This window comes from Pseudarthrobacter sp. TE3704 (genome assembly GCF_056279405.1).
Genome location: NZ_JBWCCJ010000001.1, coordinates 83,562 through 97,739, shown reverse-complemented (window position 1 = coordinate 97,739; position 14,178 = coordinate 83,562). Strand labels below are relative to the sequence as shown.

15 protein-coding genes are annotated in these 14,178 nt (G+C 65.8%); 7 read left to right on the top strand and 8 right to left on the bottom strand.

What is annotated here, in order from left to right:
* Positions 1 to 8: 8 nt before the first annotated feature.
* Both ACZ9BC_RS00470 and purB read right to left on the bottom strand, forming a co-directional pair.
* Positions 9 to 686: a histidine phosphatase family protein gene (locus ACZ9BC_RS00470; protein ID WP_476244255.1), complete on the bottom strand. Its 678-nt coding sequence runs from the start codon at positions 684 to 686 to the stop codon at positions 9 to 11.
* 129 nt (positions 687 to 815) lie between these two features.
* Entirely contained in the window at positions 816 to 2,258 is a 1,443-nt protein-coding gene (gene purB / locus ACZ9BC_RS00465; RefSeq protein ID WP_115526110.1) for an adenylosuccinate lyase, read from the bottom strand.
* Between the two features lie 183 nt (positions 2,259 to 2,441).
* On the opposite strand from purB, the gene ACZ9BC_RS00460 reads away from it, so the two are divergent.
* The gene (locus ACZ9BC_RS00460) at positions 2,442 to 2,741 is read left to right on the top strand and encodes a hypothetical protein (RefSeq protein WP_476244254.1); all 300 of its coding nucleotides are present in this window, start codon (positions 2,442 to 2,444) and stop codon (positions 2,739 to 2,741) included.
* Between the two features lie 17 nt (positions 2,742 to 2,758).
* Entirely contained in the window at positions 2,759 to 4,105 is a 1,347-nt protein-coding gene (locus ACZ9BC_RS00455; RefSeq protein WP_476244253.1) for a hypothetical protein, read from the top strand.
* A gap of 23 nt (positions 4,106 to 4,128) precedes the next feature.
* Here ACZ9BC_RS00455 and ACZ9BC_RS00450 read toward each other — a convergent pair whose 3' ends face one another.
* Positions 4,129 to 4,557: a phage holin family protein gene (locus ACZ9BC_RS00450; protein WP_476244252.1), complete on the bottom strand. Its 429-nt coding sequence runs from the start codon at positions 4,555 to 4,557 to the stop codon at positions 4,129 to 4,131.
* A gap of 119 nt (positions 4,558 to 4,676) precedes the next feature.
* Here ACZ9BC_RS00450 and ACZ9BC_RS00445 point away from each other — a divergent pair, with 119 nt between their 5' ends.
* The 5 genes from ACZ9BC_RS00445 to ACZ9BC_RS00425 all read left to right on the top strand — a co-directional run bounded on the left by ACZ9BC_RS00445 (position 4,677) and on the right by ACZ9BC_RS00425 (position 10,286).
* On the top strand, positions 4,677 to 5,795 hold the full coding sequence (locus tag ACZ9BC_RS00445) for a histidinol-phosphate transaminase (protein ID WP_476244251.1): 1,119 nt from the start codon (positions 4,677 to 4,679) through the stop codon (positions 5,793 to 5,795).
* 149 nt (positions 5,796 to 5,944) lie between these two features.
* On the top strand, positions 5,945 to 7,189 hold the full coding sequence (pdhA, locus tag ACZ9BC_RS00440) for a pyruvate dehydrogenase (acetyl-transferring) E1 component subunit alpha (protein WP_476244250.1): 1,245 nt from the start codon (positions 5,945 to 5,947) through the stop codon (positions 7,187 to 7,189).
* Positions 7,189 to 8,169 (top strand): alpha-ketoacid dehydrogenase subunit beta, encoded by a 981-nt coding sequence (locus tag ACZ9BC_RS00435; protein WP_476244249.1) that lies wholly within the window; start codon positions 7,189 to 7,191, stop codon positions 8,167 to 8,169. The genes pdhA and ACZ9BC_RS00435 overlap by 1 nt, the downstream gene beginning before the upstream one ends.
* Positions 8,170 to 8,176: 7 nt before the next feature.
* Entirely contained in the window at positions 8,177 to 9,664 is a 1,488-nt protein-coding gene (locus tag ACZ9BC_RS00430; protein WP_476244248.1) for a dihydrolipoamide acetyltransferase family protein, read from the top strand.
* Positions 9,657 to 10,286, top strand: a complete 630-nt coding sequence (locus tag ACZ9BC_RS00425; protein ID WP_476244247.1) for a phosphatase PAP2 family protein — start codon at positions 9,657 to 9,659, stop codon at positions 10,284 to 10,286. Before ACZ9BC_RS00430 ends, ACZ9BC_RS00425 begins: the two co-directional genes overlap by 8 nt.
* Positions 10,287 to 10,313: 27 nt before the next feature.
* On the opposite strand, the gene ACZ9BC_RS00420 is transcribed toward ACZ9BC_RS00425, so the two are convergent.
* The 5 genes from ACZ9BC_RS00420 to ACZ9BC_RS00400 form a co-directional block, all read right to left on the bottom strand.
* The gene (locus ACZ9BC_RS00420; protein ID WP_476244246.1) at positions 10,314 to 10,655 is read right to left on the bottom strand and encodes a hypothetical protein; all 342 of its coding nucleotides are present in this window, start codon (positions 10,653 to 10,655) and stop codon (positions 10,314 to 10,316) included.
* Positions 10,656 to 10,807: 152 nt separating this feature from the next.
* Complete coding sequence (locus ACZ9BC_RS00415) at positions 10,808 to 11,236, bottom strand: universal stress protein (RefSeq protein WP_476244245.1); 429 nt, start codon at positions 11,234 to 11,236, stop codon at positions 10,808 to 10,810.
* A gap of 45 nt (positions 11,237 to 11,281) precedes the next feature.
* Positions 11,282 to 12,571, bottom strand: coding sequence for an aminotransferase-like domain-containing protein (locus ACZ9BC_RS00410; RefSeq protein ID WP_476244244.1), 1,290 nt, complete (start codon positions 12,569 to 12,571; stop codon positions 11,282 to 11,284).
* Between the two features lie 79 nt (positions 12,572 to 12,650).
* The gene (locus ACZ9BC_RS00405; protein WP_476244243.1) at positions 12,651 to 13,076 is read right to left on the bottom strand and encodes a GerMN domain-containing protein; all 426 of its coding nucleotides are present in this window, start codon (positions 13,074 to 13,076) and stop codon (positions 12,651 to 12,653) included.
* Positions 13,077 to 13,618: 542 nt separating this feature from the next.
* Positions 13,619 to 14,176 carry an NAD(P)H-dependent oxidoreductase gene (locus ACZ9BC_RS00400; RefSeq protein WP_079598020.1) on the bottom strand — a complete coding sequence of 186 codons (558 nt, stop codon included), beginning with the start codon at positions 14,174 to 14,176 and terminating at the stop codon, positions 13,619 to 13,621.
* Positions 14,177 to 14,178 lie beyond the last annotated feature (2 nt).

The window sequence follows — 14,178 nt, the reverse complement described above, 5'->3', positions numbered from 1 at the left end:
CGTGACGGCTAAGGGCCCGCTACGTTCCCACCGGTAGGATCTTCTGCCGTGGGATCTGCGAGGGCCAGCCCGCCGACAGGGCTGCCGTCCCAGTGGAGCAGTTTCCAGCCCGCGTCGGGGTCGCCTTCCAGTGCGACGATTCCGGTGTTCGCCAGTACGTGGCGTGCGGCGAACTCGTGGTCAGCGTCCTCCGCCCGGCGCCCGGCCCAGGTGCGGATCGCGGCACCATGGCTGACTACCGCTGCAGTTTCATGCTGTCCTTGAGCCGCCTGCTCCACCACCTGGGTGATGGCAGCGTCGAAGCGGTCGAAGAACGCGTGGCCGTCCGGCCCCGCCGGCATGCGGACATCAAGATCCCCGGCCGCCCAGGCGAACACCGTCCCCATGTACCGCTTGTGGGATTCGTGGTCCGTCAGTTTTTCCAAGGCGCCGGCCTCGATCTCATGAAGGCCATCCAGCACGGTCACGTCCAGGCTGTGCAGCTTGCCCAGCGGCGCCGCGGTGATCTGTGTGCGGATCAGGGTGGAGGCATACAGGGCACCGATCGGCTCGTTGGCCAGCGACCTGGCCAGGGCCTCGGCCTGCCGTTCGCCAAGTTCGGTGAGCCCGGGCCCCGGATGGGCGGTATCCAGCTGGCCAAGGACGTTGCCGGGGGTTTGTCCGTGACGGATGAGCAGCAGCTTCATGCTCTCCAGTTTCGCACCCCGGCAACAGGACAGTGGACCGGCGCTATGCAGGGCCTGGCAACGCGAAGGCGCCGGGCCCGCCAGAGCCCGGCGCCGCCGTCGTACTTCCTGTGATGTTTGCCGGCCGGCCTACTTGAGGTGGTCCACCAGCTGGTCGGCGATGCCCGTGTACTTCCCGGGCGTCAGAGCGAGCAGGCGGGCCTCAGCGTCGGCTGAAAGGCCAAGGCTCTGCACGAATTCCTGCATGCGGGCGGCGTCCACGCGCTGGCCGCGGGTGAGGTCCTTGAGCCGCTCGTACGGGTTTTCCATGCCTTCGACGCCGGCAATCGCCTCCGCGCGCATGACCATTTGGATGGCCTCGCCCAGGACTTCCCAGTTGGTGTCGAGATCCCCGGCCAGCACGTCCTCAGCTACGTCCAGGCGTTCCAGGCCTTTGGCGACGTTGGAGATGGCGAGCAGTGAGTGGCCAAAGGCCACGCCGATGTTGCGCTGGCTGGAGGAGTCCGTGAGGTCGCGCTGCCAGCGGGAGGTCACCAGGGTGGCGGCCAGGGTGTCCAGCAGGCCGTTGGAGATTTCGAGGTTTGCCTCGGCGTTCTCGAAGCGGATCGGGTTGACCTTGTGCGGCATGGTGGAGGAACCGGTGGCTCCGGCCACGGGGATCTGGGCGAAGTAGCCGATGGAGATGTAGCTCCAGATGTCCGTGCAGACGTTGTGCAGGATGCGGTTGAAACGCGCGACGTCGGCGTACAGTTCTGCCTGCCAGTCGTGGCTTTCAATCTGCGTGGTGAGGGGGTTCCAGGTCAGCCCCAGCCCTTCCACGAAGGACTTGGCGACGTGCTGCCAGTCTGCGCCGGGAACCGACGCAACGTGGGCGGCGTAGGTGCCGGTGGCACCGTTGATCTTGCCGAGGTACTCCGTCCGGGCGATCCGCTCCAGCTGGCGTGTGAGGCGGTGTGCGATGACCGCCAGTTCCTTGCCCAGGGTGGTGGGCGTGGCCGGCTGCCCGTGGGTCCGGGACAGCATGGGAACGGCGCGGTTGTCCTCGGCCATCCTGCTGATCTGGGCCACGAGCGCGCGGGCGGCGGGCAGCCACACGTCCTCCACAGCGCCTTTGACTCCCAGGGCGTAGGAGAGGTTGTTGATGTCCTCGGATGTGCAGCCGAAGTGGACCATGGCCGTCAGGTTTTCAATGCCGATGCCGGGGAGGCGGCGTCCGATGTAGTACTCCACGGCTTTGACGTCGTGAACCGTGACGGCTTCGATTTCGGCCAGTTCAGCGACTGACGCGGCGTCGAATTCGGTGACGATGGCGCGGAGCTGCTCCTCCTGTTCCGGGGTGAGCTTCCCGGCGCCCGGGAGGACGTTGTTGCTGGTCAGGTGGATGAGCCATTCCACTTCCACAGCCACACGGTCACGGTTCAGCGCAGCTTCGGACAGGTAATCAACCAGCGGCGCGACGGCGGACTGGTACCGGCCGTCCAGGGGACCGAGCGCGATTTTTTCCGGTGACGCGGCGAGGGCCAGGCGTCCTGAGGGCGTACGTGTATCAGCTGTGGCGGCAGTTTCAGGCATGTGCTGATTCTTTCACGAACTCCGGCGGCTCCTTAAGCGTGCCTTTCCACGTTACTTGTCCACATAACTTGTCCACATAGCCGACGGCGGTGCTGGGGTTGCTGCCGGGTCTTCCTTAGCGTTGGCGCATCAGTAAAGCAATGCGAGGGCGGCAACCCGTGGGTTGCCCAAGGGGGAGTGCGGATGTGGAATGTATTGGGGGACGGCATGCCCGGAGCGGCAGACCATGTCGCCGCCGACCTCATGCCACTGGCGGGACGGCTCGGGTCCTGCGTGGCAAGGGTTGAGGAAGTCATCGCTGGCCTGAGGGCTATCCAGCTGCTCGACTGGCAGTCACCGGCGGGGCAGGCCTACCGGAACACCGTCGCCCGCCAGGACGCTGCCCTGCGCCAGGCTTCGGAATGCCTGGCGGAAGCCAAGGCCGCCGTTGCACGGCATGCCCAGGAGAGCGTCGCGGCTGCACTCGCTAATAGCCAGCACTGACGCAAGGCGGACAACCTATGGACACTGACCGCATTCGCCTGTTCGGCCCCTCCAGGGAAGGACATCTGAGCATCAGGGGCGGCCCCACTGGCATCAGCGTGCAGCTCGAAGAGCTGACGGCAGGCGCGGAGAAGCTGGATGCCCTGGCCAGTGACCTCGTTGCCGTTGAGCAGGAGACCGGGCGGATCCTGGACCACCTTTGCTGGGTTGACCGGCAGCCGGCATGGTCCACATCCGCCCATCTGGCTGCAGTACGGAACGGTCAATGGCGCGTCCAGGCTGCCAGGGCAGAGCTACAGCGCATCAGCAGCCAGATACGTGCCTGCCTCCGGGACTATGAGGACGCGGAGTGGCGTGCCAACGCCGGGAGGTTCCTCGGAATCACGAGCGTGGAGGAGTTCAGCACCTCGTGGGCCACCATGGCCGCAGCAGGAGTCCCGGACCGGCGGACCGCAGAATCCATCATCACCATGCTGGGGCTGGCGGCTCCCGATGTCCGGGCAAGGATCGATCAGGAACCCTTCGTCCGGGACGCCCTGATGTTCCTGGTCGCGAACTTCATACCCAGGCCGCTCGCCGCGCGGCAGGAAGAATCCGCCCAGGTGCAACTGGATGCATCACCGGCCGGCCTCCTGGAGCGCATCCGGAACATCGATGCCCGCGGTCCCGGCCACATTGAGGTCCTTGAGGTCCCTAACGGCGGTGCTGCAACGTACGTGGTGGTCCTTCCCGGCACCCAGGCGGCAGGAATGTACGCGGGCGGTGACAACCCCTTCGACGAAGCCGGCATCGCGGAGGCGATGCTGTACGGCTCGGAGGAGATCAACCGGGCCGTCCTTGATGCCTTGGAAACCGCCGGGGCAGAACGTGGTGCGGCCGTGGTCGCGGTGGGCTACAGCCAGGGCGGGATCCATGCCATGAACCTGGCTTCCGATCCCCGTGTCCTGGAACAGTACGACGTCAAGTATGTGTTGACAGCCGGCTCGCCGGTGGCCGGGACCAGGCCGGGAGAGGGAGTGAGCTCGCTGCACCTTGAACACGAGGCCGACTGGGTGCCCGGAAGCGATGGTCTGGCGAACCCCGAAACCCGCAACCGGGTCACCGTATCCATGGCCTCCCCCGTTTCCGCCCAGGAGGATAAGGGGCTGGGCCCTGGCCACAGCTTCGAGGGGTACCAGGATGCCGCGCGGCTGGTGGCGGACAGCAGCGACCCGTCCCTGATACAGTCCACCGCAGTGCTGACAGGCGTCCTTGGAGCGGGCGGGACCGCCACGGCCACCCGTTTTTCCCTATCAAGGGCTAAGGGCCCCACTCCCGCCCTGCAAGACCCCCGCGCCCACGAGCGGGGACATGGCGGCCGGTAGGCACGTGGGCGAAACCCGGCAGGCTAACGCTTCCGTCCCCCGGGCAGCACACCTGCCACCAGCGAGACCAGGGAAATGATGATGGCCGCCAGTACGGCGGTCCAGAAGAAGGAATCGATGGTGAACTCCACCGGTGTGTAACTGCTGATCCAGGACGTCAGATACAGCATCGCGGCATTGATGACGATGGTGAAGAGTCCCAGGGTGAGGATGGTGATGGGGAGTGCGAGGAACCGCACCAGGGGCCGGACAAACGCGTTCACCACGCCAAAGATGGCACCGATAAAGAGGTAGGCCAGGACCAGGCCGATGATGTCCGTACCTTCGGTAACGCCGGTCCTGGCCACAGCCTCGGAGGCCGCCTGGCTGGAGATTTCCAGGCCGGGCAGGACCCAGCTCGCTGCCCAGATGGCAGCAGCGTTGATGATGACCCGAAGAATGAAGGAACCCATGGCCCCATGCTCGCACAGCGCGCTGGACGGGGGCTGGGTACGGTGGCCTTCTCCGCACGCCCGAAGAGGCCATGGACACCACCCGGAATCGTTATCGCACGAGAAGTAGGCTAGTGCGCATGACCTCATCAGAGACCCTGGCCGGGGGAATCCCGCCGCGTCCGGTGGTAGGCCGGCTGCCCCGCTACGCGGCCGGAAAGCCGCCCGCCGTCGTCGACGGACTCGCCAGTTACAAGCTGTCCTCGAACGAGAACCCGCTCTCGCCGCTTCCCGCAGTCATCGAGGCGATCGCGCAGCAAACCGATTTCAACCGCTATCCGGACCCCGTCAGCACCAAGCTTCGGGCGGCGCTCGCGGATTTCCTCAAAGTCCCGGCGGAGGACATCGTCACCGGAGCGGGCAGCCTGGGCGCCCTCAACCAGATCCTCGCCACGTTCGCCGGCCAGAACGACGACGGCAAGGCCGATGAAGTCATCTATGCCTGGCGCTCCTTTGAGGCTTATCCCATCAGCGTGGGCCTGGCCGGGGCGGAGAGTGTCCGGATTCCCGTAACCTCCGACGGCCGGCACAACCTGGACGCCATGGCGGCAGCGGTGACGGCGCGCACCAAGGTGATACTCCTGTGCACGCCCAACAACCCCACCGGACCGGCCCTTACCAGCGCCGCGACCGAAGCCTTCATCCGGTCGGTGCCTTCCAACGTCGTGGTGGTCATTGATGAGGCGTACCAGGAGTTCGTGCGGGCAGCCGATGCGGTGGACGGGATCGCCCTTTACCGGAAATACCCCAACGTGGTGGTACTCCGGACCTTCTCCAAAGCGCACGGCCTGGCTGGCCTGCGCGTCGGCTACAGCGTCTCCAATCCAGCGCTGACCCAGCACCTGCGGGTGGCTGCGACGCCGTTCGCGGTGTCGCAGATCGCCGAAAAGGCCGCCATTGTTTCCCTGCAGAATTTCCCTCAGGTTGTAGAAAGGGTACAAACGCTGGTGGACGAGCGGGCTCGCGTTACTGCCGGTCTGCGGGACCTTGGCTGGGCTGTTCCCGATGCGCAGGGAAACTTCGTCTGGCTGGATCTGGGGGCTGACAGCAGCCAATTTGCAGAGCTGGCGGGAGCCCAGGCGCTCTCGGTGCGCGCTTTTCCCGGCGAGGGGGTCAGGGTTAGCGTCGGCGAGCAGGAGGCCAACACGCGCTTCCTTCAGTTATGTGCCGACTATACAAAGGCCCCGCGGGGTTCCTAGCGCTTAACAAGTAGTCCTGCGGCTACCTACTGAAGATAAAGTTAGGATCAGTAAGCCAATGTATATGCCGCACCGGGAATGTATTCCTTCGGAGGCATATATCCCAGCGACATTGCATTGCATCCGGATGCGGCAAGCAAGGAGACGGTATGGGCACACATCTGCCTTCCACCGAGTTCGACGGAACAGCGGTTGACGACCAGCGGGAAGCTGATGCGGAAGCCGTTATGGGCGAGCCCCCGGCGCAGATGGTGCAGCTGCTGGGTCCCGACGGAAAGCTGGGTTCCGATCCGGTGTTCAGCGAGTACGCCGGCAAGCTGACGCCCGAGGTCCTGCGCGGGCTTTACGGCGATATGGCTGCCATCCGCCGGTTCGACGTGGAGGCCACCGCCCTGCAGCGCCAGGGCCAGCTGGCGCTGTGGGTGCCCCTGACCGGGCAGGAAGCTGCCCAGATCGGTTCGGGCAGGGCCAGCCAGCCGCAGGACTACATCTTTCCCACCTACCGTGAACACGGGGTGGCGCTGACGAGGAACGTGGACCTGGCTGAGCTCCTCCGCCAGTTCCGCGGCGTCTCCAACGGCGGCTGGAACCCGAAGGACACCAACTTCCACCTCTACACACTGGTCCTGGCTGCGCAGACCCTCCATGCCGTGGGCTACGCAATGGGAATCCAGCGGGACCAGAAGCTTGCCGCAGCCGCCGGCTCCAAGGCGCAGGCGCCTGACGCCGCGGTCATCGCCTACTTCGGGGATGGCGCCAGTTCCGAAGGTGATGTCCATGAATCAATGGTCTTCGCCTCCTCCTACAATGCCCCCGTGGTGTTCTTTTGCCAGAACAACCACTGGGCCATCTCCGTCCCCACCAACGTGCAGACCCGCGTCCCGCTGTCCAACCGCGCCAAGGGCTACGGCTTCCCCGGCATCCGGGTGGACGGCAACGACGTCATCGCCGTGCACGCGGTCACCGAGTGGGCGCTGGAGCACGCCCGCCAGGGCAAGGGCCCGGTCCTGATCGAGGCCTTCACCTACCGCGTTGGGGCCCACACCACCGCCGATGACCCCACCAAGTACCGCCCGTCCTCGGAAGAGGATGCCTGGCGAGCCAAGGATCCCCTGCTGCGGCTGGAGAAATACCTGCGTGCCCAAGGCCTCGCGGACGACGCCTTCTTCGCCCAGGTCAAGGCCGACGGCGACGAACTCGCCTCCTATGTCCGGCGCACCACCCATGACCTCGAGACCCCGGACATCCGTTCCGCCTTCGCCAACACCTACGCAGAAGCGCATCCCCTGGTGGCCGAAGAGTTGGCGTGGTTCGAGGAATACTCCGCAGGGTTTGCCGGTGAGGAACCTCCGGCGGTACCGGCCGGACAGGCAGCAGCAAAGGCAGGCCACTGATGACCACCATGACCATTGCCAAGGCCATCAACGAAGGCCTCCGCGCCACCCTGGCCAGCAACCCGAAATCACTCCTGATGGGCGAAGACATCGGCCCGCTGGGCGGCGTCTACCGCGTAACAGACGGGCTGATCGGCGAATTCGGTCCTGACCGCGTCGTGGACACCCCCCTGGCGGAATCCGGCATCATCGGCACTGCCATTGGCCTGGCGCTGCGGGGATACAGCCCAGTGTGCGAGATCCAGTTCGACGGATTTGTCTTCCCGGGTTTCAACCAGATCACCACCCAGCTCGCCAAGATGCATGCCCGCAGCAACGGCAACCTCACGGTTCCCGTGGTCATCCGGATCCCCTACGGCGGCGGCATCGGTTCCGTGGAGCATCACTCCGAGTCGCCCGAGGCCCTGTTCGCCCACACTGCAGGCCTGCGCATCATCACACCGTCCAACGCGCATGACGCCTACTGGATGATCCAGCAGGCCGTGGAATGCCTGGACCCGGTGATCATTTTTGAGCCGAAGCGGCGCTACTGGCTTAAGGGCGACGTGGACGTGGAAAGCCCGGGCCCGTCAGCGGATCCCTTCAAGGCCCACGTCCTCCGGGAAGGTACCGACGCCACCGTCGTGGCCTACGGCCCCCTGGTTCCCGTTGCCCTTGCGGCCGCCAATGCCGCGGAGGAGGACGGCCGCAGCGTCGAAGTTATCGACCTTCGCTCCATCTCGCCCCTGGACTTCGACACCGTGACGGCCTCCGTACAGAAGACCGGCCGGCTGATCGTCGCCCACGAGGCCCCGACGTTCGGCGGGATCGGCGGCGAAATTGCTGCACGGATCAGCGAACGTGCCTTCCACTCACTCGAGGCCCCCGTGATCCGCGTGGGCGGCTTCCACATGCCCTATCCCGTTGCCAAGGTGGAGGAAGACTACCTTCCGGACATCGACCGCATCCTCGAGGCGCTGGACCGCGCCCTCTCCTACTGAGGACACCATGACTCTCAACAAGTTCAACCTGCCGGACGTCGGCGAGGGCCTCACCGAGGCGGAAATTGTCTCCTGGAAGGTCAAACCCGGTGACGCCGTCGCCATCAACGATGTCCTGTGCGAAATCGAAACCGCAAAGTCCATCGTGGAACTGCCCTCCCCGTTTGCCGGGACCGTCAGCGAGTTACTGGTCCCCGAAGGGGTGACCATCGACGTCGGCACAGCCATCATCAGCGTCAGCGATGACGTGGCAGGCGACCCCACGCCGGCAGACGTGCGCGCCCCGGAAACCCCCGTCCAGCCCCTCTACGGAACGCTGCCCGCCGATGATGCAGCAAGGGCCGACGGCGGCGCGCAGGAAAGTGCCCTGGCCGGCGGTCCGCTGGTGGGTTCCGGGCCGAAGGCCGACGCCGTCAAGCGCCGGCCGCGGAAAGCCCAGCCCTCCGCTGCCGTGACACTCAACGCTCCGGAAGTGGAGCCCATCCAGCCGCACACGCCGGCCGCCGTGACAGCAGCACCTGAGGTTTCGGGGGGCCCGGCAGCAGGCGACACGGACAACCGCCCCACCCTGGGCGGCACCATCACGGGCCTGGTCAACCGGGTCCTGGCCAAGCCTCCCGTACGCAAGATTGCCCGGGACCTCGGCATCGACCTTGCGGACGTGGTGGCCACCGGTTCACGGGGCGAGGTGACCCGCGAGGACCTGGTCAGCTACCAGGCCCAGCGCGACGCGGAACTGGACAAGGCGGACGGCTTCTGGGGCAAGGCGGGCAAGCCGCAGGACCAGCGGATCGAACGGATTCCGGTCAAGGGCGTCCGCAAGGCGACGGCAAAGGCGATGGTGGAGTCCGCCTTTTCCGCGCCGCACGTCAGCATCTTTGTGGACGTGGATGCCAGCCGCACGATGGAATTCGTCAAGCGGCTCAAGGCATCCCGGGATTTCGAGGGCATCAGGGTCTCCCCGCTGCTCATCCTGGCCAAGGCCGTCATCTGGGCTGCCGCCCGCAACCCCAGCGTCAACGCCACCTGGGTGGACAACGCGGACGGGGCTGACGCGGCGGAAATCCACGTCAAGCACTACATGAACCTGGGCATCGCGGCTGCTACGCCGCGGGGCCTGATGGTGCCGAACATCAAGAATGCACAGGACCTGTCCCTGAAGGAGCTGGCGCTGGCGCTGAATAACCTGGCCACCACCGCAAGAGCGGGAAAAACCCAGCCCGCAGAGATGCAGGGCGGCACGCTGACCATCACGAACATCGGCGCCCTGGGCATCGACACTGGAACGCCCATCATCAACCCGGGTGAGGTGGCCATCGTTGCCTTTGGCACCATCAAGCAGAAACCCTGGGTCCTTGACGGTGAAGTGATTCCGCGCTGGATCACCACGCTGGGCGGCTCATTCGACCACCGCGTGGTGGACGGTGACCTCTCAGCCCGCTTCATGGCGGACGTCGCCGCCATCCTGGAAGAGCCTGCGCTCCTCCTTGACTGACGGCGTAGGCATTAACACCGGCACCATCCGGGCGAAGAACAGGACTGCCCGTTGGCTGACGGAGACCTTTCAGCCTCCCGTGGTGGTGAGCATCCAGCTGCTGGTCAGTCCGCTCACCGAGGGCGGCTTTCCGGCCACTATGGCGTACGGCGCGTTGGCGGCCCTGTTTGTGTGCGTGCTTCCGCTGCTTCTGCTGCTGGTCCTGGTCCGGTTGGGAAGGGTTACCGACCATCATGTCAGTGACCGGAAGCAGCGGGCCCCTGTTCTGCTGATGGCCCTGGCATCGATCCTTGCAGGGCTGGTGGTCCTGGAAGCTGTCGGCGCGCCGCGGAGCGTTGTTGCCATGGTCCTTGCGGTGGTTGGCGGAGTAGTGGTGCTGGCCGGAGTGAGCCCGTTCTGGAAGATCAGTGGGCACGCTGCCGCCATCTCCTGCTCAACCGTCATCGCCGTGCTGATGCTCGGGGCGGCCTGGACTCCGTTGCTGCTCCTGATCCCGGCCGTCGGATGGTCCCGTGTGGTACTGCGGGCCCATTCGGTGGCGCAGGTGGTAACGGGGTCACTCTTTGGCGGAGTGGTGATGGCAGGGATCTGGTGGATCCTGCAGGGCCTGATGGTGGCCTAGGCAGTACAAGTCCCGGCCGGGCAGGCCCTAGAACGAGGAATACGGGTACGCCGAAAACATCTCGATGGTGGCCGGATCTGCGGTGGTTCCCAGGATGACGGCCGCGGCCGTCATCAGGACGGCCATTGCCCCGGCCATGCCGGCCCACGCCGTGAGGAGCTTCCAGTCTTCGCGCAGCACGCTCCCCACGGTTTCGGGAAGCTGCAGCCCGGGCGTGATGAGGTTCGGTGCCGAGTCCACGCTGCCGTCATCCAGCAATGCCACAACGGTGCCATTGTTGCGGTCAACCCGCATGGAGCAGATGTGGTTGCCATGGCGGGCCAGGAGGATGTCGTGGCCTACGAGCTGCCGGCGCTGGAGAGTAATCAAGATGTGCCCCTCGATAGTGGTTGCTGGGTGCCGCACCATTGGGGGCTATCCAATTTTATCGTTGCGCTAACGGCTGAACCGGGCTATCGGGCGTGAGACCAGACACCCCCCGCAGCGACATTCGCCACCACGGGGAGTGTCCGGGGTTACTGCTAGTCGGCGTCGTACGTGTTCGCGATGTAGACGTCGCAGGGCGCATTGTGGGCCACGCTGTTGGCAACGCTGCCCAGGACACGGCCTATGCCCTGCATCCTGCGGTTGCCCACCACGATGATGCGGGCTTCCATCCGAACAGCTTCCTTGATGAGGGCATCCGCCGGCCGGCCCCGGGCTGCGGAATACGTGACCTTGACGCCGCCCCCGAGGGACTCCGCCACGGTGCGGGCCACGTGTTCGGCCGCGTCGGCGTCGGAGACGATCCACTGGTCGCTGCCGCTGCCGAAGATCTCGGTGCGGTCGCTGTCGAAGGCCGACACAACGTGGAGTGCTGCGTTCAAGGCAGCGGCGAGGTCGCGTGCGGACTCGGCTGCTTTCTTCGCGGTTCCGCTGCCGTCAACCCCTACAACGATGATTCCGCTCATGTGATGCTCCTTTGCTTCGTTTATGCGGCACTGGTCAGGCCAACGCTACAGCCCGGCGATGGCTTCCCGAAGCACGGGTGCCAGGCGGCGGACACCCTCGGTGATGGCTTCGGGAGGCACAGCGCTGAATGCGAGGCGCAGTTTGTTGGACGGTTCGTCCGACGGCGTGAAGGCGGCGCCGGGGATGAACACAACGCCCGCGTCGATGGCCTTGTGCAGCAACGGGTAGGTGTCCACGCCTTCCGGCAGCGTCACCCAGACAAAAAAGCCACCCTCCGGGTTGGTCCACGTGCTCCCTGCGGGCATGTGTTCCTTCAACGCAGCCAGCATCGCCGCGCACCGCTCGGCATACAGCCCGCGGTAGGTCTCGATCTGGCCCCTCCAGTCGTACTCCCGGAGGTAGGCGGAGACCAGCATCTGGTTCAGGGCCGGCGGGCACAGCGTCACAGACTCGGCCGCGAGATAGTAGCGCCGCTGCAGGTGTTCCGGCACCAGCGCCCACCCGATGCGCAGGCCGGGCGCGAAGATCTTCGAGAACGAACCCATGTAGATGACGTCCCCGGGATTGTCGGCTCGGAGCGGGGCCAGGTACTCGCCGGAGTAGCGCAGCAGACCGTAGGGGTTGTCCTCAAGGATCAGAATATTCGCAGTGCGGCATATATCCACCACCTGCTGCCGGCGCTCTTTGGCGAGGGTGATCCCTGAAGGGTTGTTGAAGTTCGGGATCGTATAGAGGAACTTGATGTTCTTGCCGGCCAGTTGAAGCGCCGCGATCCTTGCCTCCAGCAGCTCGGGCACCAGGCCGGACTCATCCATGTCCACCGTTTCCACCTGCACCTGGTATGCCTCGAAGGTGTTGAGGGCACCCACGTAGGTAGGGTCTTCCACGAGCACCACGTCGCCGGGATTGCAGAACAGTTTTGTGGCAACATCCTGGGCCGACTGGGAACCGGCGGTGATCACCACGTTCTGCGGCAGGGCGTCGAGGATACCTTCGGCGGCCATCACCTCGCAGATCTGGGTGCGCAGCTCTTCAGTCCCCTGTCCGGCGCCATACTGCAGCGCCGTGAGGCCGTCTTCGGCGATGATTTTGGCGGCGGTGGCCGCCAGCCGGTCCATCGGAAGCGACTGCAGATACGGACTGCCGCCCGCAAGGGAGACGAGGCCTGGCCGCATGGAAATATCGAAAACGTCCCGCACGGCCGACTGCCGGATGTTCGCGGCACGCTCCGAGAACAGGTCCTCATGGCGGTGGGCTGACGTTGCAGCCCGTTCAATCGCATCGATGGCTTCCGCTGGCAGCGTCCCTGCTGCATCAAGTGTTTCGTGGCTCACACCCACAGGATACAACCGGATGTTGCTCATAAGGCAACACTTGTTGTTGCTGCACGCGCGGCGGGCGGCTGGACGATGGCTAGTCCTGCCTTAGTGCTTCCTTCAGCGGCTGCCCGTTGACGTAGATTTCAGCCCGGATCGCGCCCACTGCCGCAACTGCTGTCTGCGTCAGCTGCGCCTCAACCCGCGGGATGTCGCACACCCCGCCAAGGCTCAGCGCGCCGGCCAGGTACACCGTGACCGTCGTTCCATCAAAAGAGCCGGAGAGGAACTTCAGCCCGGAGTCCGCCAAGGCGTTGTACATCTCCCGGACGGGTCCCGCCCCGGGGCCCGGCCTTCCCGCTCCATCTGTTCCCTGCAGAAGCGCACCCATCGCAGCCGGAAGCGGATCGGAATCAGGGGCTGCGCTGTCCATGCCCACCAGGCTGTCATTGCAGCCGAACCGCACGCCGTTGCTGCCGCCGTCGTCCAGGAGCACGTAGTAAGCCGTCACTGTGCGGGGCATGGCAGGAATGGTGGCCGGGGCCGGAGGTAGGGGCGCCTGCGTTGCGGGTGCCGGTCTGGCTTGGGGAACGGGCAAGCCCTCCGCGATTTCCGGCGTTGTGGAAGGGCTGGCCGGCGGTACGCCCGCGGCAGGCGGGAGCGTTTCCGGCTCCTGTCCTGCCGGCGGCTGGTCCTGGGGCTGTGGCGCTGGAGCCGCCGGGGGTGTCGCAGTCGGCGCGCTGCTGCCGGGGGCGGATGGAGGCAAGGCCCCCGCGCCTGTACCTGCAGGAGGTGCGCCAATGCAGGCGCCGAGCAGCAGCGGCAGTGCCAGGCAGGCTGTTGCCGTTACGCGCAAGCCTGTCCGTCGCCTCCCGGCGCTCCATTCTGCTGCCATGACTGCACCGCGATTCCGTTCCGGTACGTTCCGTGGATTAACGTTACGGCCGGCCTTTCCGGCGGAGTGTGTCCGTGAGGTACCGGTTGGGACAAGAGTTGGTCACGGCAGTACCTGGATGCGGCAGCGCCCGGTACGCGCAGCTGCGTACCGGGCGCCGGCGGGTTTGCCTACGCTGCGGGGGCGGCGGCGGCAAGGGCATCGAACACGCCCTTGATCTGCTCCACAACCTCGGCGTCATCCTTGGGGTGGATTTCGGCGAACCGGACCATGGACCCGGGAACGGCGAGCTTGACGTCCTCGAGGACCTGGGCGCCGGCGATGCCGGCGGCCTTGCGCGCCTCATCCTGAGCCCACACGCCACCGAACTGGCCAAAGGCGGTGCCGACGACGGCCGTGGGCTTGCCGGCGAGGGCTCCGGCGCCGAAGGGGCGGGACAGCCAGTCGATGGCGTTCTTCAGGGCTGCGGGGACAGTGCCGTTGTGCTCGGGGGTGACCAGGAGGACGGTGTCGGCTTCGCTGGCAGCGGCGCGCAGGGCGGCGGCGGCGGCAGGAACCTGGCCTTCGACGTCGATGTCCTCGTTGTAGAAGGGGATGTTGCCCAGGCTGTCGTGGATGACAACCTCCACCTGCTCGGGGGCGTTCAGCTGGATGGCCTCGGCCAGCTTCTGGTTGGTGGACCCGGCGCGCAGGCTGCCGACGAGGGTGAGGACGGTGCTCTTAGTCATAA